The organism is Paractinoplanes rishiriensis, assembly GCF_016862375.1.
Classification (GTDB): Bacteria; Actinomycetota; Actinomycetes; order Mycobacteriales; family Micromonosporaceae; genus Actinoplanes; species Actinoplanes rishiriensis.
Map to the genome: position 1 here is coordinate 306,323 of NZ_BOMV01000001.1, position 18,625 is coordinate 324,947.

Genomic DNA, 18,625 nt, shown 5'->3' on the forward strand with positions numbered 1-18,625 from the left:
AACTGTCAACGACCTGTCAACGCGTGTCCATGGGCAGGCGCACCAGGACGGTGGTACCGGCGCCGCCGTGCTCGACCAGTTCGATGCTGCCGTGGTGCCGGCCCACCACCGCGCGGCTCAGCGTGAGGCCCAGTCCGGTGCCGGGGATCGCCTTGTCCCGGGCCCGGCTGGTGCGGTACAGGCCGGTGAACATCTTTTCCCGCTCGTCGGTCGGCACCCCCAGCCCGGTGTCCGACACGGCCAGCTCGGCGGCCCGGCCGGCGACCTTGAGCGTCACCCGGATCTGCCCGCCGTCGGGGCTGTATTTGACCGCGTTGCCGAGCAGGTTGTCGACCACCTGGCGCAGCCGCTTGCGGTCGCCGGGCAGCACCAGTTCGCCGGGCAGTTCGTCGGAGATCTGGAGCGGCGCGTCGACCACCGCGGCCCGGGCCTTGGCCAGCGAGTCGCGTACCACCTCGGCCAGGTCCATCGGGGCCAGCTGGACGTCGGCGTGGCCGGCGTCCAGCGCGGACAGTTCCATCAGCTCGTTGATGATGTGCCGCAGCTGGTTGGTGTTCCGCTCGATCACCTCGAGCAGCCGGGGACCCTCGGTCACCAGGGTCTTGTCGTCCGCCTCGCGCAGCAGTTCGGTGTACGCGCTGATCGACGTGAGCGGGGTGCGCAGCTCGTGCCCGATGAGCGCCAGATACTCGTTCTTGCTGCGGGTGAGTTGCCGCTGGAGGTCGTCGACCAGGCGCCGCTCCACGAACTGTCCGATGTGCGCCGCGATCCCCGAGATCAGCGCCAGCAGTTCGTCCTCCGGCCCCTCGACCGAGTCGGCGAACACGGTCAGCACGCCGAGCGTCTCGAAGCCCTCCCGGACCGGCACGGCCAGCGCGGCGTGCAGTCGCGACGACTTCGCCGTCTCCTCCGAGATCAGGCTCTGCGGCCGGCCCACGTCCCGGATCCACAGTGGCTTGCCGACCTGCCACGCGCGGCCGGCCAGGCCCTGTCCGTACGGCAGGTCCACCGGCACGTCGATGTCGGCCTGCCACCCGGGCGCGCTCCACTGTGCCGCCGAGCGGACCACCCCGGCCGCGTCGTCGACCAGCCACAGTTCGGCGTGCGCCCAGTCCAGCGTGCTGACCACCGCCTCGAGCACCAGCGGACCGGCCGCCTCGATGCTGGTGGCCTCGGCCAGCGCCGTGGTCACCGCCAGTTCGCAGGTGCGGAACCGCTCGACCCGTTTGCGCCGGGTGACGTCCTGGACGGCCTGGACCGCGCCGACCGTCTCGCCGTCCGGCCCGGCGATCGGGTGCGCGTCGACCAGGTAGTGCCGGGTGCGCCCGTGCGGCGTACGCAGCACCACCTCGTCGTCGCGCAGGTGCTCGCCGCGCAGCGCCCGGAACAGGCCGAGGTCCTCGCGCCCGAGCGGGTTGCCGGCCGCGTCGGCCAGGCCGTCCGGCAGCACGCCGTCGGCGAGGCCGTCGCCCCAGAGCTTGCGCATCCGCTCGTTGACGAACACGACCCGGCCGTCCGCGTCGCAGGCGGCCACCCCGTCGTGCAGGCTGTCCAGCACCGCGTCGAGGAACCGGCGCTGCTGGTCGATCTCGTACCGGGCCAGTTGCTCGGTGATCAGCAGGGTGCACACCTGCGCCGCCTCGGCGACCGCGGCCACCTCGTCGGCGGTCCACTCGCGGGGTTCGTCGTCGCAGGCGCAGCAGATGCCGAGCACGTCACCGTGCTGGTCGCGTACGGGATGACCCAGGTAGGCGCCGGTGCCGGCGGGCAGCACCGCGCCCGGCGGCACCCGCTCGTCGGTGCTCAGGTCGCTGATCAGCAGCGGGCCGTCGGTGCGCAGCACCACCCCGGCCAGCGACTGCTCGACCGGCGCGTCGGCCACCGCGTCCCAGGACCCGGCCAGGCCCCAGCCGCCGTAGAGCCGCAGCCGGCCACCCTGCACGAAGTGGATGAGACCGACCGGCGCGTTCGCGGCCCGGGCCGCCAGCGCGGCCAGCTGGTCGGCGGCGCCGCTGGTCAGCACGCCACGACGCATCTCCGGGTGGTTGTGCAGCAGACCCTCCTCGAGCACGCCGGGACGCCACTCGCCGCCCGCGATTGTCGCCGTCGCGGCGCCCCACGCCCGTCCGGCATTCAGGCCGGGGTCCTCTCGCCGCATCCGTACCTCCGGCCTCCAGCCTAAGGCGTGCAATACGGTTAAAACCGGCGAACAGCCAGGTAGCGCAGGTCGGCGATGGGCCGTCCGGCGGCCGTGCCGCGGCGCTCGAACTTGGTCTCGGGACGGCCCGCCCGGTCGTCGCCGCAGCGCTCCAGTCCGGGGTCGGCGTCCAGCGTCGCGGCCATCGCCTCGGCGTAGTCCGGCCAGTCGGTGGCGCAGTGCAGCAGGCCGCCGGGGCGCAGCCGGTCGCGCAGCAGGGCCACGTTGTCCGGGCGGATCAGCCGGCGTTTGTGGTGCCGGGCCTTCGGCCACGGGTCCGGGAAGAAGACGTGTACGGCGTCCAGCGCGCCCGGGGCGATCCGGTGCACCAGCTGCATGGCGTCGCCGCGGGCCACCCGTACGTTGTCCAGGCCCTGCTCCCCCACCAGCGCGAGCAGGTTGCCGATGCCCGGGGTGTGCACCTCGACGCCCAGGTAGTCGCGGTCCGGGTCGGCCGCCGCCATCGCCGCGGTGGTGTCGCCCATGCCAAACCCAATTTCCACAACCACGGGAGCCGTACGCCCGAACAGCGTGCCCACATCGAGCGGTGTGCGGTCGCCGTCGATCACGGTGAACCCGAGGCGCGGCCAGAGTTCGGTGTATGCGTCCGTATGCCGGCCGCTCATCCGCCCGCGGCGGGGGTGGAAGGTACGAATCGGGGGGTGCGTCATGACCTCCCCACGATAGCCAGTCAGGCGGTGACGTCGATCCGGCGGTTGCCGCTGGCGTTGAGGTAGGCCAGTGCCTTGTCCAGGTACGGGGTGACCGGGTTGGGCCCGGCCACCCGCTGGTACCGGTGGTGCAGGTCCTTGAGGTAGACCGCGGTGACCGGCTGCCCGGGCGCCAGCCGGCCGCCGGCCCGCTCGGCGGCGAGCGCGGCGGCGAAGGCGGTCGGCGTCTCCCGGGCCGGGTCGAAACCGGGTGCGATCCGCTGGCCGGTGGCCCTGAAGATCAGCTCCCGGTCGGCGCCGGTGAGCTGGTCGAAGGGAGAGCGCTCGGCCAGCCGCTCGGGCCGCGGCGGCCGGGCGGGCGTGGTGACAGGCGGGTGCGGCGTGCGCGCGGAACCCAGGCCGGAGACGGTCATCGCAAATCCCCCATCAGGCGGTCTGATTCTCTATTCGGAAGGTTTCCGGCCATCGCTTAGCGGACCGGCTTAGCGGACGGGCTGCACGCTCGGCTGCGAACCGGACCGGAACGGCACCCGGGAACCGTCGGCCAGGCCGACGATCATCACCCAGGAGCCGCCGCGGTACTGCGCGGTCGCCACCCCGCGGGCGGTGTCGAGGTAGGCCATCTCGCGGTCCAGCACGCCGCCGACGGTCCGCTTGGCCCGCGTCGCCGGGTCGTACTCGACCAGGTGCACCGGCTGGTTGTCGGCCTTGGTCTCGCCTTCCTGGTAGGCGGTCCAGGTCAGCTTGGCGCCGTCCGCCCGCCAGCCGGGCACCACCGCGAAGCCGCGGGTCTGGTAGCTGCCACCGCCGTACGCGGCCACGGTCTGCTCGCCGCCGCCGGCCACCGTGCCGACCGACAGGCAGGCGTCGTAGATCGACTCGCAGTCGCCGCCGCGGAACGCGATCCGCTTGCCGTCCGGCGACCAGGCCACCGCGTCGTCGGTGCGCAGCCGCTCGGTCAGCGATCCGGTCCGCGGCGCCGGGAGCGCCGGCTCGTCCGGCAGGTCCTCGCCCCGGCAGTCGCGCGGGAACAGCACCTCGGCGGCCGGCTTCGGCGCGGTCGCCGAGATCCGGTAGACGCCCGGGCCGCCGCTGCACGAGAGCGAGGCGAATGCGAGCCACTTGCCGTCCGGCGACCAGGACGGCCCGGCCGCGGCGCGGGTGGTGAGCCGGCGCTTGCCGCTGCCGTCCGCCAGCATGGTCCACAGCTGGGCGCCGGCCAGGTACGCGATCCGCTTACCGTCCGGCGACCAGCGCGGCCGGGTGTTGGTGCCACCGGTGGTGAGCCGCTGCTCGGTGGCGCCCTTGCTCACGTAGATGTCGCCGCCGCGCATGTACGCGACCAGACTGCGGGTGGTGGGAGTCGCAGCCTGCGCCACCGCGGGCTGAAGAAAAGTCCCCAGCAGGGCACCGGCCACCGTAAGGCTTCCAAAAAGGTTCATACCGTACATAACGCAACGCCCCCCGACGCGTGCTGCCGCTTACACCGAGAGGATCGTCCGCAACCGTTCTGCACCTAAGGAAATCCCCAAAAGAAATTGCGGGGACAGCCGCGAACGGCTATCCCCGCAACCTGAGGCGGGTCAGCGCGGGTGGACCACGGCGGCCGCACCACCGCCGCGCCGGACCGGTTCGGCCGAGGCGATCATGCCGCCGCGGCCGGTGAACTCGATGGCGGTGGCCGCGCCCAACTCGGGTGCGTCGACGGTGGTGAAGGCATGGCCCAGCGGGGTCAGCTGCGGCCCGTAGGTGGTGCGGAACGCGGCCTCGGCCTGGATGCCGGCCGAGTTGCGCTGCGAGGCCCGCGGCGCGGCCATCGCGTCGGGCAGGCTCATGCCCAGCACCACCCGGTTGAGCAGCACCTGGAGCACGGTAGTGATGATGGTGGCGCCGCCCGGCGAGCCGAGGGCCAGGAACGGCTTGCCGTCCTTCAGCACGATCGTGGGCGACATCGAACTGCGCGGCCGCTTGTTCGGGCCGGGCAGGTTGGGGTCGGGCGCGGTGCCCTGCGTACCGGTGAAGTTGAAGTCGGTCAGCTCGTTGTTGAGCAGGAAGCCGCGACCCGGCACGACCATCGCGTTGCCGCCGGTCTGCTCGATGGTGAAGGTGTACTCCACCACGTTGCCCCAGCGGTCGGCCACGGTCAGGTTGGTGGTGCTGACGCCCTGCTCGACCGGTCCGCCCACCGGCGCCGGGGTGCAGCCGGTCGCGGTGATGTCACCGGGCGGCACCGGCTTGGTCAGCGCCCGGGTCGGGGAGATCTGGCACTCGCGCTGGGCGGCCCAGGAGTCCGAGATCAACTTCTTCAGGACCGAGGGAGACGTGTACGCGCCGACGTAGCGGTTCCGGTCGGCGAAGGCCAGCGCGGACGCCTCGAGGTAGTAGTGCAGCGCCTTCGTCACGTCCCGGCCGTCGACCCGGGCCCGCTCGAGGATGTTGAGCGCCTCGCCGACCGCGACGCCGCCGCTGGACGGGGTGGACATGCCGTAGACGGTCAGGTCGCGGAACTGCGATTTCGTCGGCGCCGGGTGCCGCAACTCGTAGCCGGCCAGGTCGGCCGTGGTCAGCGTGCCGGGCCGGATCGGGAAGGTCCAGGTGCCGACCGGGGTGTCGGAGACCGGCGGATGCTGCACGGTCCGCACGATGTCGCGGCCGACCAGGCCCCGGTAGAAGACGTCGATGCCCTGGCGGGCGATCAGCCGGTAGGTGTCGGCGAGGTCGGGGTTGCGCTGCACCGAGCCGACCGCGGGCGGGGCGCCGCCCGGCAGGTAGAGCTCGGCGGTCGCGTCGAACTGGCCGAACGCGGCCGCGTTGTCGGCGACCTGCTGGCGGAACGTGGCGTCCACCGGGAAGCCGCGGTCGGCGACCCGGGCGGCCGGCTGGAGCAGCGACGCCAGCGACCGGGTGCCCCACTTGCGGGCCGCGGACTGCCAGGTGGCCAGCGTGCCGGGGGTGCCGACGGACAGGCCGGAGACGCGGGCCTCGGGGAAGTCGTACGGCAGGCCGTCGGCCGGGTCGACGAAGTGATCTTCCCGCATCGTCGCCGGGCCGGTCTCCCGGCCGTCGATGGTCGAGACGGAGCGCCGCTTCGCGTCGTAGTAGACGAAGAAGCCGCCGCCGCCGATGCCGGCCGAGAACGGCTCGGTCACGCCCAGGGTGGCGGCCGCGGCGATGGCCGCGTCCACCGCGTTGCCGCCGCGGCGCAGGACGTCGATGCCGACGGCGGTCGCGGTCGGGTCGACCGTCGAGACCGCACCGCCGTATCCGGTGGCGGTCGGGCCCAGCGCCGGTGGCGCGGCCGTGGCCGGCGCCGCGAGGAAGACTGTGGTCAGGGAAGCTGCTGCGAGCACCGGCAGAATCCGCATCGATCCTCCAATGTAGGGGTCTAACACTGCCTACCAGAAGATGCGGTCCACTGCTCGAACATGGCCGCGTACCGGCCGCCGGACCGGATCAGCTCGGCGTGCGAGCCGGACTCGACGATGCCCAGGTCGTCGACCACGATGATGCGGTCGGCGCGCATCGCGGTGGAGAGCCGGTGCGCCACCAGAATCGCGGTCCGGCCGGCCAGCAGCACGTCGAGCGCGGCCTCGACCCGCAGCTCGGAGCGCAGGTCGAGGTTCGAGGTCGCCTCGTCGAGCACCACCACCCGGGGCTCGGCCAGGAACGCCCGGGCGAGCGCCAGCAGCTGCCGCTCGCCGGACGAGACCGACTGGCCGCGCTCGTGCAGCGGCGTGGACAGGCCCTCGGGCGACCGCTCGACGAGTTCGCGCAGGCCGACCGCGTCGACCGCGGCCCACACCTCCTCGTCGGTGGCCTCCGGCCGGGCGAACGCGATGTTGTCCCGCAGCGAACCGGCGAACAGGAACGGCTCCTGCGGCACCACCCCGATCTGCCGGCGCAGCGACGCGAGGGTCACCTCCCGCAGGTCATACCCGTCGATGCGGATACCTCCGGAAGACGGGTCGTAGAAGCGGGTCACCAGCTTGGCGAGTGTCGACTTTCCCGCGCCGGTGGGGCCGACGCAGGCCACCGTCTCCCCCGGCTCAATCCGGAGGGAAAGCCCGGACAGAACCGGACGAGACGGCAGATATTCAAAAGTTACGTCGTCGAATTCGATCAGGCCCGAGACGGGCGGCAGGACGACCGCGGCCGGCGACTCGCGCACCGTGGGCCCGGTGGACAGCAGCCCGCGGATCTTGGCGATCGCCGCCTTGCCCTGCTGGTACTGCGTGTAGAGCTGGACCAGCTGCTGCACCGGCTGGAAGAACGCGTTGACGTAGAGCACGAACGCGGTCAGCTCGCCGATGGTGAGTTCGCCGCGCAGCACCATCCGGCCGCCGATCAGCAGCACCACCGCCATGGCGATCAGCCCGATCACCGACGTGCCGGGCCCGTAGATCGCGTTGATCCGCCCGGTCCAGTCGTTGGCGTCCCGGTAGGCGCCGACCACCGAGCGGTGCGCCACCACGTTGCGCTCCTGCCGGTTGTGCGCGGTCACGACGCGTACCCCGTTGAGGCTTTCGGACAGGTCGGCGAACATGGCCGCGATGGTGTCCCGCTGCCGGCTGTAGCCGCGGTCCGCCGCGTACCGGAACCACAATGACGCGAGCGCGAGCGGCGGCACCACCAGGACCAACGTGATGATCGCCAGGTCCGCGTCGTAGTGGAACAGGACGCCGGTGACCACCACCATGGTCAGCCCCTGGATGAGGAACTGGGCGAAGCCGTCCTGGAGCAGATTTTGCAGTGCCTCCACGTCGGACGTCATCCGGGTCATGGTGACCCCGGCCTTCTCCCGGGTGTAGTAGTCGAGGGACTGGCGCTGGAGGTGGGCGAAGATGCGGATCCGCAGGTCACGGGTGGCGGAGGCGGCCAGCATGCCGCTCTTGCGCATCCGCACCGCGGTGGCCAGGCCGGTGAGCAGCACGGCGGCCACGAAACCGGCGGTGGTCCAGACCAGCACGCTCAGGTCCCGGCCGGCGATGCCGTGGTCGATGCCGACCTGCACGAGATAGGGACCGGCCTGCAGCAGCAGCGTCTCGACCAGGATCGCGGCCGTGGCGGCGGCCAGCAGCCCGGGCCGGCCGGCCAGCAGCCGGCGCAACGACACCCGGCCGCCGGTGTCGGCGACCGGCTCGAACGGCGCCTCCGGATCGCCGTGATCCGGCTCCAGGGCCTCCAGCCGGGCGATGCCGTCGGCGAGTTCGGCGAACGGCTGCGCGTGTCCCTTGCCGGCGGCCCCGACCACCGAGTGCCCACCGGCCCGGAACCCGCCGAACCCACCGCCGTAGAGGCTCATGCTGTGCCGCCTCTCATGCTGTGGTCACCTCCTGCGAGGCGAGCACCTCGGCGTAGCGCGGCTCGCCGGCCAGCAGCGACGCATGCGTGCCGTCGGCGATCACCCGGCCGCCGGCCATCAGCACCACCCGGTCGGCCAGGCTGATGGTGGACAGCCGGTGCGCCACGATCAGCGTGGTGCGGCCGCGCATCTGCTCCCGCAGCGACTCGTGGATGCGCTGCTCGACCGTCACGTCGACCGCGCTGGTGGCGTCGTCGAGCACCAGGATCGGCGGGTTGACCAGCAGCGCCCGGGCGATCGCGATGCGCTGCCGCTGTCCGCCGGAGAGCGTGTAGCCGCGCTCGCCCACCACGGAGTCGTAACCCTCCGGGAGCTCGCGCACGAAGTCGTCGGCGCCCGCGGCCACGGCGGCCGCCTGCACCTCGTCCCGCGACGCGTCCGGCCGCCCGTAGGCGATGTTGTCGTGGATCGACAGCGAGAACAGGAACGGCTCGTCCGGCACGATGCCCACCCGCTCGCGCAGCGCGGACAGCCGGAAGTCGCGCACGTCCACCCCGTCGACCGTCACCCGCCCCGAGGTGACGTCGTAGAACCGGGCCGCGAGCCGGCCCAGCGTCGACTTGCCGGAGCCGGTCCCGCCCACCACCGCCACGGTTTCGCCGGCCCGCACGGTCAGGTTCAGACGATCAAGAGCCAGGGTCCCATTCGGGTACGCGAAACCGACGTTCACAAACTCGAGATCGCCGCGCGCCGGCGGCACCTGCGGGTCCGGGCCGTCCACCACGTCGCTCGGGGTGTCCAGGATCTCGTAGATCCGGCGCGCCGACGCCGACGCCCGCTGGCCCATCATGATCATCATGCCGAGCAGGCGGAACGGCGGCTGGAGCATGAGTACGTACGAGTTGAACGCGACGATCGTGCCCACCGTGGTGTTGCCCTCGATCACCATGATCCCGCCGATCAGCAGCACCAGCGCGAGGCCGAGCCGGGGCAGGTTGTCCAGCACCGGGTTCCACCGGCTGCGGATGCGCGCGTCCTGGCGGTAGGCCCAGCGGATCCGGTCGGCGCTCTCGGCCAGCGTCCGCAGCTGACGCCCCTCGGCCGCGAACGCCTTGACGATGCGTACCCCCTGAATGTTCTCGTCCACGACGGTGGCCAGACGGGCCAGCCGGGCCTGGATCAGCCAGGAGACCGGGAAGATCGCCTTGCGCATGCTCACCCCGAGCACCCCGATCACCGGCATGGTCACCATGGCCACGATCGCCAGCGGCACGTTGATCGAGAGCATCAGCCCGAACGCGACCACCGCGATCAGGCACTGCACCAGGATCGACGGCCCGAACGACAGGTACATCTGCACGGCCCGGATGTCCGAACCGGAGCGGGACATCAACTCGCCCGACTGCACCCGGTCGTAGAAGGCGAACGGCATCCGCATCATGTGGGTGTAGAGGATGTTGCGCAGGTCGTACTCGAGTTCGTACGCGGTCCGCAGCAGGTAGAGCCGGGCCAGGTAATTGATCAACCCCTGGAGAAGAGCCAACCCCACAATTCCCCAGACGTACGGGGAGAGCTGGGCTGACCGTTCCACGATGGCCTCGTCGATGCCGAGCCGGACCAGGTTGGGAATCTGCACCTGGACGATGAGCCCGACGAAGGACAGCGCCAGCGACGTGATCAGCAGCCCGCGGTGGGCCTTGACGAGCGGCAGCGCGCGGCGCAGCCAGCCCTTGCCGGCGTCCGGATCGATGGACGCCTTGGGCGCGCGGCGGCTCAACGGCGCCTCCCCGGTACCGGTAGTTAGCCTGGCTAACGATACTCCATCCGTCCGGAAGCGCCAGAGTGACGCGGGCCCCAGAGTGACGCAGGCCTCAGCCCACGCCGAACGGCTCCGGTTCGATCGCCGGGCAACTGCTGCCGGCGGCCGGCGGGATCAGCGTGATCAGGTACTTGTCGGCCAGCGCGGCGACGCACGGGCTCTGGTTATAGACCACGTGGCCCCAGCCCTGGTAGGTGATCAGCGCGCCGCCCGCGCCGAACCGCTTGGCGACCTGCTGGGCCCAGACGTACGCGGTGGCCGGGTCGTGCTCCGCGCCGATCAGCACCACCGGCGGCAGGCCGGGCGGCGGCACCGTGGGGCGCTGCGGGTTGGCCGGGGCGGCCGGCCAGCCGAGGCAGCCGGTCAGCGCGTTCAGGGCGAGCGGCGAGACCAGCATCTGCGGCGCCCGGGCGGCCAGGATGCGCAGCCGCCGGCGCAGGTCGGCGAAGCCCACGATGGGCAGGTACCAGTCGGCGCAGATCACCGCGGGGAAGCTGTGGTCGATGATGTCCACCGGGATCGGTGGCGCACTGCGGCCGGCCGGGGCGATGCCGGCCGCGTCGCGCAGGTAGTAGGCGAACGAGTACCACTGCGGGTCGTAGAACGCGGCGAACGCGGCCCCGATCAGGTCGGCCGGGGTCAGCTTGGCCGGCCGGTCGTACGGGTGCTCCAGGGTGCCGGCCCGGGCCCGGGTCATCAGGGTGGCCCACAGCGCGGTGATGTCCCGGCCGCGCAGCACGCACTTGGTGTCCCGGGCGCACCAGGCCACGAACTCGCGGAACGAGTCCTGCGCCGCGTCGGTCTCGTGGATCAGGAAGCTGGCCAGGTTGGCGCTGTGATCCATCACGCCGTCCAGGACCAGGGCGCGCAGCCGGTCCGGGAACATCTCGGCGTACTGCTGGCCCATCAGCGACCCGTACGAGGCGCCGTAGAAGCTGATCTTCTCCTCGCCGAGCGCCTTCCGCACCGCGTCCATGTCGCGCACCACGCTGGCGGTGTCGACGTGCCCGAAGACCGGCCCGGTGCGCCGGGCGCAGTCCGCCGCCAGCCGCCGGTTGTAGGCGATCATGTCGATGTACGCCTGCTCCGACGCGATCAGCGGGTTCGGCTTGGCGTCCACCAGGTCGCGCGAGCAGAGCACCGGCGAACTGCGGCCCACCCCGCGCGGGTCCATCCCGACGATGTCGAAGCGCTTGCGCAGTTCGGCGCCGAAGAACGTGCCGGCGCCGAACGTGAAGTCCACCGCGGACCCGCCCGGGCCGCCCGGGTTGACCAGTAAGGCGCCGATCCGCCGGTCCGGGTCGGTGGCCGGGCGGCGGGCGACGGTGAGCGTCGTGGTGGGGCCGAACGGGTCGGCCCAGTCGGCCGGCACCGTCATGGTCCCGCACTGCACGACCTTGTCCTCCGGGCACGGCGCCCACGCGATGGCCGGGGTCTCGCCGGTGCCTGCGTGCGCGGCCGTCACCGCGTACGCGAGCAGGAAAGAGACCGTGACCACCGCGGTCCGCAAGGGTCGCGCCAAAGCTCGCACCGCGATGTCTCTCCGCCCTGCACGGCAGCCGCACCGCGCGGCCCCATCTTCGGACGAACCATGATCGCCAGTCAGGCGAATGGTTGAAGTTCGCCGGGGCGTGGCACCGTTGATCGCATGACGTCCCCCGGTTCCCGACTCCGCCTGCTGGTTGCCGCCGCCGGCGCCGCGCTGCTGACCGCCTGCTCGTCCGACTCGGGTGGCGCCGAGCCGCAGGGTGCCACCCCGGTGCCGACGCTGCCCTCGCCCGCCGCCAGCGCCTCCGGCCCCGCGAAGCCCGCCGCCGAGCCCGACCTCTCGGCGCCGCAGACCGTCGCGACCGGCCTCGACGTGCCGTGGGGACTGGCCTTCCTGCCGGACGGGAGCGCGCTGGTGGCCGAGCGCGACCGGGCCCGCATCCTGCAGATCCCGGTGGGCGGCGGCAACCCGCGCGAGGTGCTCGAGGTGCCGGGCGTCGACCCGGGCGGCGAGGGCGGCCTGCTGGGCCTCGCGGTCGACCCGGAGTACGCGTCGAACGAGTACGTCTACGCCTACTACACCGCGTCGGACGACAACCGGATCGTGCGGTTCAAGCTCGGCGAGCGCAACCCCAAGGTGATCTTCGACGGCATCGACAAGGCCGGCAACCACAACGGCGGCCGGATCGTGTTCGGCCCCGACGGTTTCCTCTACGTCGGCACCGGCGACGCCGCCGAGCGGGACATCTCGCAGGACCCGAAAAACGTGAACGGCAAGATTCTGCGGATCACCCGGGACGGCGCGGCGGCGCCCGGCAACCCGACCGGGGGCTCGCCGATCTGGTCGGTGGGTCACCGCAACGTGCAGGGGCTGGCCTGGGCGCAGGACGGCACGATGTACGCCACCGAGTTCGGCCAGAACACCTGGGACGAGGTCAACGTGATCGAGCCCGGCAAGAACTACGGCTGGCCGGCGGCCGAGGGCAAGGGCGGCGCCCCGCGGTACGTGGACCCGATCGTGCAGTGGGGCACCGACGAGGCGTCGCCGTCCGGGGCGGCGATCGCGGGCGACACCCTCTACGTGGCCGGCCTGCGCGGCGAGCGGCTGTGGACGGTGCCGCTCGGCGGTGGCGAGCCCAAGGCCGAGTTCACCGGGAAGTACGGCCGGCTGCGCACGGTCGAGGTGGCGCCGGACGGCGCGCTGTGGGTCACCACCTCGAACCGGGACGGCCGCGGCGACGTGCGCGACGGCGACGACCGGATCCTGCGGTTCCCGCCGGCTGGATAGGTGTCAAAAGTTTCGTGGCCCGGTCCGCCGCTGGACCGGGCCACGAGTTTCAACCGTGCCGCGGCAGCTGCGACAGGGCCGAGATCGCGGTCGCGTACTGCTTGATCTGGCGGTTGTTGGGGACCACCCCGACCGCCCGGAGTTGCTCGTGAATGGCCTTCTCGACCTGATCCTCGGCCTGACCCCGATGGCTCTGCGCGACCTTGTTGACGACGTAATCGATTCTGACTTGTGCCTGCCAGCCGGCGGGGCGGCTCCCTCCGTACCTGGCGAGGCTGATCGAAGCGACTGGTTCCATGCCCCGTGTATCGGAAGGTCAGACGGCTCAGTCGAAGGTTTCGGGGAGGTGTGCAACCGGATCGCACCGGTGGCGCACCTCCCCGGCCATCATGCGGTCCGGTCCTCGTCCGGGGCGGCCGGTCCGGTCGGTCCCTCCTCATCGGGCCGGGCCGGTCCGGACGGCGGGTTCAGCCGCAGCCACAGCAGCATCAGCAGGCCGAACACCAGCATGGCGAGACCCATCCAGAGGTTGATCCGGACGCCCTGCGCCTTGTCCAGCTCGCCGGGCGAGTCGAACAGGCCGATCAGCCCGACGATCACGCCGTAGATCACGAACAGGCCGCCGATCACCCGGCGCACGTCGAAGAGCCGGGCCGCCCTCTGTTCCTCGTTCGTCATGGTTGTCTCCTCACCAGACCGGGATGTAGAGCAGGAGTGCCAGCGCGACGGCGATCCCGCCGAGCAGCAGCGGGTTGCGCCACCAGACCTTGTCGCCGGACATGATCACCTCACCCGAGGCGGTCGGCCCCGCCAGGCCGTAGACCAGGCCGCGGAGTTCCTCTTCCGGCTTCGACGGAGTGAACTGGGTCACGATGATCGCCACCACCACGGCCACCACGAACGCGACGCCGGCACCCCAGAAGCTCTCGTCCAGGTCGGTCTTGAACTTTAGGACGTCGGCCAGATGGAGCAGGTAGATCGTGAGCGAGGCCAGGAAGCCGAGCAGCAGCGACCAGAAGCCGGCCCAGGCGGTCATCCGCTTCCAGAACATGCCCACGATGAAGGTGGCGAACAGCGGGGCGTTGAACAGCGAGAACAGCGCCTGGATGTAGTTCATGATGTTGTCGTAGCCGGCCGCGATGAACGCGGCGCCGATGCCGACCAGCACGCCGCCGACGGTGGCGATCCGGCCCACTCGGAGGTAGTACTCGTCGCTGCGGTCCTTGCGAACGTAGGCCTGCCAGAGGTCGTACGTGAAAACGGTGTTGAACCCGGAGACGTTGGCCGCCATGCCCGCCATGAACGAGGCCAGCAGGCCGGTCACCGCCACCCCGAGCACGCCGTTGGGCAGCAGGTCGCGCATCAGCGCCGGAATCGCGTAGTTGTATTCCAGGTTGCCGCCGCCGGTGCCCAGCCCCTTCACCGTGACGATGGCGATCAGGCCGGGGATCACGGTGACCGCCGGGATCAGCAGCTTGGGGAACGCCGCGATGATCGGGGTGCGCCGGGCCGCGCTCATGTCCTTGGCCGACAGCGCCCGCTGCACCTCGGCGAAGTTCGTCGTCCAGTAGCCGAACGACAGCACGAAGCCAAGGCCGAACAGGATGCCGATCCACGAGGCGCCCAGCGGGTTGTCGGTGGTCGCGGTGTCCTGCCAGGTGTGCAGGCCGGGCTCGCCGAGCGGGGTCTGCCGCACCTTGTCGAACAGGCCGTCGATGCCGCCGACCTTGACCAGGCCGATCACCGTGATCGGGATGAGGCCGGCCAGGATCACGAAGAACTGGAGCACCTCGTTGTAGATCGCCGAGGACAGGCCGCCCACCGTGATGTAGACCAGCACGATGACGGCGCCGAGACAGATCGAGATCCACAACGGCCAGCCGAGCAGCGTCTGCAGGATCAGCGCCAGGGCGTAGAGGTTGACGCCGGCGATCAGCACCTGGGCCACCGCGAAGCTGAGCGCGTTGAACAGGTGGGTGCTGTTGTTGAACCGGCGGCGCAGGAACTCGGGGACGCTTCGCACCTTGGAGCCGTAGTAGAACGGCATCATCACGATGCCGAGGAAGACCATGGCCGGCACCGCGCCGATCCAGTAGTAGTGCAGCGTCATGAGGCCGTACTGGGCCCCGTTCGCAGCCATCCCGAGGATCTCGAGAGCGCCCAGGTTGGCCGAGACGAACGCGAGACCGGTGACCCAGGCCGGCATCGACCGGCCGGACAGGAAGAAGTCGGCACTGGTCTTGATCGCGGCACGGGCCGCGAAGCCGATGCCCAGGACGGTGATGAAGTAGAGCGCGAGGATCAGGTAGTCGAAGACGTCGAGATCGAGCCGCAGTTCGCTCGCCGCGAGCACCCGCATGGTCACCTCCAGGGGGAAGTCGGCCACCGTCTACCCGTTGCGAGGAACATTCACACCAGTGGTTCGCTGAGCGCCAGATCGATGGCGTCGCGGGTGATCACCGGATGGGTCACCCACGGGAAGTGGCCGGCGTCCGGCAGCCAGGTGACCGCGGCGGTCGGCAGCCAGGACGCCAGGATGTGCGGGGCGACCAGGCCGGTCACCACATCCCGGTCGGCCGCCACGATGCTGACCGGCACCGAGACCGCGGCCAGGTCGGCCGGGTCGAGCACGGACGACCAGAAGCCGGGATAGTCGACGCTGCGCTCGTCGCGGGCCGCGTGCGCGCGGACGGCCGGGGTGTCGGCCGCGTAGACCAGCGGACTGAAACCCACCATGTCGTCCGCGTCCCAGGCCGCTTTCGCCTTCGGATACCACGGCTCGGCGGAGAACCAGCGCTTCACCAGCTCGTCCTGGGTCGGCTCGTCACCGCCGCGCGGGATCGGCCGGCGGGACGGCGTCAGCAGCACCAGATGCGCCACCCGGTCCGGGTGCCGGGCCGCGTACGCGAGCACTGGCCAGCAGCCGGCCGAGTGACCCAGCAGGTCGAGCCGCTCCACCCCGAGGTGCCGGCGCAGCTCCTCGAGGTCGTCGGCCAGCTCGGCGAAGGAGTGCCCGGCGGCCGGCGCCGAACCACCGCTGCCCCGCGGATCGAGGAGCACCAGGGTGCGGGCGACGCCGCCCAGATCGTCCAGGTACGACGCGGGCCGCCCCGGCCCGCCGGGCTGGCAGACCAGAAGCGGCCCGTTTCCGCGCAGCTCGTAGTGCAGTCCGGTGCTCGCGGCCGAGCGAAACTCCCCCATCAGCGAAGCCTATCGATCGCTTCCACGGTGAGCTCGCGTAAATCCGACACCACAAGGCTTGCCATCTCGAGCGCGTCCGGTGCGGGTGGGTATACACCGTGCGGCACCGCGATCACCGCGAGGCCGGCCGCGCCCGCCGACCGCAGGCCGTTGCTCGAATCCTCGATCGCGGCGCACACCGCCGGGGAGAGCCCGAGTTTGTCGGTCGCGGCCAGATAGACATCCGGGTACGGCTTGCCGCGCGGGACCTCCTCGGTGGAGAGGGTCACCTGGAACTCACCGGTCAGTCCCGCGGTGGCCAGCACCTGGTCGATCAGCACCCGCGCCGACGAACTGGCCAGCGCCAGCGTGTACCGCTCGCCGAGCCGGCGCACGGTCTCGACCGAGCCCGGGATGAGCGGCAGCGCGCTGCGGTACCGCTCGGCCATCCGGTCGAGCACGTCGGCCGCGACCTGCTCCGGGGTGCGCGGCACGCCCACGTCGACGGCCAGGTGCGCCGACCACTCGCCGGTGCTCATGCCCATCATCCGGTCCTGGCTGTCCGGCAGGAACTCGCGGCCGAACTCGGCGACGTAACCGCGGCGGACGTCCTCCCAGACCTCCTCGGTGTCGATGATGACGCCGTCCAGGTCGAAGACCACCGCCTCGATCGTGCTCACAGGGCCTCGGCGGCGGGCAGGATCTCCTTCTGGAAGATCTCGAACTGCGAGGTGTCGTACGCCTTCGTCAGCCCGCCGTGCGCCACGTCGAACCCGAGGGCCGACAGCCGGCCCAGGTCCTCGATGATCTCCTTCGGCGACTTCTCGGCCAGATCGAAGCGGTACAGCACCGTCTTGCGAATCTCGTCGTAATTGCGGCCGACCGTGTCGCAGTGCCGCTTCAGCACGTCCAGCTTGTGCTGCACCTCGGGGGTGGGGAACAGGTTGCACTCGTCGGCGTATTTCGCGACCAGCAGCAGCGTCTTTTTCTCCCCGCCGCCGCCGATCAGGATCGGCGGATGCGGCCGGCTCAGCGGCAGCGGCGAGTTGAGCAGCCGGCCGAGCCGGTAGTGCTTGCCCTCAAACGCCGTCTCGTCGCCCGCGAACATCTGCCGCAGGATGAGCAGCGCCTCCTCGAGCCGCTCGAACCGTTCCTTGGTGGACGGGAACAGCAGGCCGAGGCCGCGCGACTCCTCCTCGTTCCAGGCAGCGCCGATGCCCATGATCGCCCGGCCGCCGGAGAGCACGTCGAGGGTGGTGATCGCCTTGGCCAGCAGGCCGGGGTCGCGGTAGGTCACGCCGGTGACCAGGGTCAGCAGCTTGGCGGTCTTGGTGTGGGCGGCGAGGAAGCCCAGAGCCGTGTACGCCTCGAGCATCTCGTGCTCCGGCGGGCCCATCACCCCGATCTGCCACACGTGGTCCATCACGCTGATCCGCTCGAAGCCCACCTCGTCGGCCGTGGCGGCGACGTCGGCGAGCACGGCACCGAGTCGCGGCGCCCCCTCGGGCCAGGTGAAGTTTGCGATGTGCAAGCCAAGTTTCACAGGCAAACCCTACCCCCGGCCCCTTTACATGTACGGACGGTAGCCGCGCGTGACTAAGCCTCCGAGTCCGGTTCGGTCCGCCCAGAGGATCTCGCTCCCCCGTTCCGCTGAGTTGCCATTTGGTTGCCGACCGGTAGCTTCGAAGATCAGCAGTCACCGTAAGGAGCACCGCCATGCCTCCTTCGCCGCTCAACCCAGCGACGAGCCGCCCCCGCCGTCCATCACCGTCGGTGAGCGTGGTGATCCCCTGCCGCGATCCCGGCGGCCTGCCCCTGATGCTGCGCGGCCTGCCCGCCGTCGACGAGGTCATCGTGGTCACCGACGGCGCCGCGGGCGACACGGCCGCCGCCGTAGCCGCCACCCGCCCCGACGCCCGGGTGATCCGCTCCGGCCGCCCCGGTGCGGGCAACGCCCTGGCCAGCGGCCTGGCCGCGAGCAGCGGCGACGTGGTGGTGACGCTGAACGGCGACGGCTCCACCGACCCCGGCGAGATCCCGCGGTACATAGCGGCCCTGACCGGCGGCGCCGACGTGGCCCTGGGCTCCCGCTACCGCGACGGCGGCCGCGACCTGACCGGCGGCCGGTTCCGCCGCTGGTTCGACCTGGCCCTGATCTGGCTGGTGAACACGCTGTTCGGCAGCCGCCGCACCGACCCCGGTTTCGGCTACGCCGCGTTCTGGCGCGACGCCCTGGACCGCCTCGACCTGCCCGACCCGTCCGGCCGGTACGCGGCCGCCTGGGGCGACGGTCCCGAGATAGGCCCGCTGCTGGCGGTGCGTCCCGAGGCCCGGGGCCTGCGGGTAACCGAGGTGGGCAGCGTCGCCTACCCCCGGATGCGCCGCCCGGCCCGCTGCGAACGGGCTCGATTCCGGCACTGGATCCGGGTGATGGCCCGCGAGTACGCCCACCATTCCGCCCACCATTCCGCCCGGCACACGGCCGCGGCCGCCGCCGGCGAGGCGCTGGTGGCCCCGCTGCGCCCGCGCCGCCCCGAACACGCCCGCCATCCTGAGCACCTCGGCCACGCCGGCCACCCCCGCCGCCCCGAGCATGCCGGCCATCCCGAGCATGCCGGCCATCCCGAGCATGCCGGCCATCCCGAGCATGCCGGCCATCCCGAGCACGCCGGCCATCCCG

The 18,625-nt window shown here is 71.5% G+C and carries 16 protein-coding genes; 2 read left to right on the plus strand and 14 right to left on the minus strand.

Annotated elements, in window-relative coordinates; translation table 11 throughout:
- Nucleotides 1-16 precede the first annotated feature (16 nt).
- From Ari01nite_RS01445 to Ari01nite_RS01480, 8 genes are all read right to left on the minus strand, one after another.
- Entirely contained in the window at nt 17-2,158 is a 2,142-nt protein-coding gene (locus tag Ari01nite_RS01445; RefSeq protein ID WP_203778609.1) for an ATP-binding protein, read from the minus strand.
- Nucleotides 2,159-2,196: 38 nt separating this feature from the next.
- Complete coding sequence (gene trmB / locus Ari01nite_RS01450; protein ID WP_203778611.1) at nt 2,197-2,868, minus strand: tRNA (guanosine(46)-N7)-methyltransferase TrmB; 672 nt, start codon at nt 2,866-2,868, stop codon at nt 2,197-2,199.
- A gap of 20 nt (nt 2,869-2,888) precedes the next feature.
- Nucleotides 2,889-3,281 (minus strand): hypothetical protein, encoded by a 393-nt coding sequence (locus tag Ari01nite_RS01455; RefSeq protein WP_203778613.1) that lies wholly within the window; start codon nt 3,279-3,281, stop codon nt 2,889-2,891.
- A 69-nt stretch (nt 3,282-3,350) separates the two neighbouring features.
- Nucleotides 3,351-4,310 carry a TolB family protein gene (locus Ari01nite_RS01460; RefSeq protein WP_239162393.1) on the minus strand — a complete coding sequence of 320 codons (960 nt, stop codon included), beginning with the start codon at nt 4,308-4,310 and terminating at the stop codon, nt 3,351-3,353.
- A 141-nt stretch (nt 4,311-4,451) separates the two neighbouring features.
- Nucleotides 4,452-6,233 (minus strand): gamma-glutamyltransferase, encoded by a 1,782-nt coding sequence (gene ggt, locus Ari01nite_RS01465; RefSeq protein WP_203778617.1) that lies wholly within the window; start codon nt 6,231-6,233, stop codon nt 4,452-4,454.
- 20 nt (nt 6,234-6,253) lie between these two features.
- The gene (locus Ari01nite_RS01470; protein ID WP_203778619.1) at nt 6,254-8,170 is read right to left on the minus strand and encodes an ABC transporter ATP-binding protein; all 1,917 of its coding nucleotides are present in this window, start codon (nt 8,168-8,170) and stop codon (nt 6,254-6,256) included.
- Nucleotides 8,171-8,183: 13 nt separating this feature from the next.
- On the minus strand, nt 8,184-9,947 hold the full coding sequence (locus Ari01nite_RS01475) for an ABC transporter ATP-binding protein (protein ID WP_203778620.1): 1,764 nt from the start codon (nt 9,945-9,947) through the stop codon (nt 8,184-8,186).
- Between the two features lie 94 nt (nt 9,948-10,041).
- Nucleotides 10,042-11,520, minus strand: coding sequence for an alpha/beta fold hydrolase (locus tag Ari01nite_RS01480; RefSeq protein ID WP_239162394.1), 1,479 nt, complete (start codon nt 11,518-11,520; stop codon nt 10,042-10,044).
- Nucleotides 11,521-11,637: 117 nt separating this feature from the next.
- Here Ari01nite_RS01480 and Ari01nite_RS01485 point away from each other — a divergent pair, with 117 nt between their 5' ends.
- Entirely contained in the window at nt 11,638-12,765 is a 1,128-nt protein-coding gene (locus Ari01nite_RS01485) for a PQQ-dependent sugar dehydrogenase (RefSeq protein WP_203778622.1), read from the plus strand.
- Between the two features lie 49 nt (nt 12,766-12,814).
- On the opposite strand, the gene Ari01nite_RS01490 is transcribed toward Ari01nite_RS01485, so the two are convergent.
- The 6 genes from Ari01nite_RS01490 to Ari01nite_RS01515 form a co-directional block, all read right to left on the minus strand.
- Nucleotides 12,815-13,063, minus strand: a complete 249-nt coding sequence (locus Ari01nite_RS01490) for a hypothetical protein (RefSeq protein ID WP_203778624.1) — start codon at nt 13,061-13,063, stop codon at nt 12,815-12,817.
- Between the two features lie 89 nt (nt 13,064-13,152).
- Nucleotides 13,153-13,443, minus strand: coding sequence for a hypothetical protein (locus Ari01nite_RS01495; RefSeq protein WP_203778626.1), 291 nt, complete (start codon nt 13,441-13,443; stop codon nt 13,153-13,155).
- 10 nt (nt 13,444-13,453) lie between these two features.
- Nucleotides 13,454-15,124: a sodium:solute symporter family protein gene (locus tag Ari01nite_RS01500; RefSeq protein WP_203778695.1), complete on the minus strand. Its 1,671-nt coding sequence runs from the start codon at nt 15,122-15,124 to the stop codon at nt 13,454-13,456.
- 50 nt (nt 15,125-15,174) lie between these two features.
- Complete coding sequence (locus Ari01nite_RS01505) at nt 15,175-15,966, minus strand: alpha/beta fold hydrolase (RefSeq protein WP_203778628.1); 792 nt, start codon at nt 15,964-15,966, stop codon at nt 15,175-15,177.
- Entirely contained in the window at nt 15,966-16,625 is a 660-nt protein-coding gene (locus Ari01nite_RS01510) for an HAD family hydrolase (RefSeq protein ID WP_203778630.1), read from the minus strand. The genes Ari01nite_RS01505 and Ari01nite_RS01510 overlap by 1 nt, the downstream gene beginning before the upstream one ends.
- Nucleotides 16,622-17,488, minus strand: a complete 867-nt coding sequence (locus Ari01nite_RS01515; RefSeq protein ID WP_203778632.1) for an LLM class F420-dependent oxidoreductase — start codon at nt 17,486-17,488, stop codon at nt 16,622-16,624. Before Ari01nite_RS01515 ends, Ari01nite_RS01510 begins: the two co-directional genes overlap by 4 nt.
- 236 nt (nt 17,489-17,724) lie before the next feature.
- On the opposite strand from Ari01nite_RS01515, the gene Ari01nite_RS01520 reads away from it, so the two are divergent.
- Nucleotides 17,725-18,625: glycosyltransferase family 2 protein (locus Ari01nite_RS01520; protein WP_203778634.1), on the plus strand; the 901-nt coding region annotated here is incomplete at its 3' end.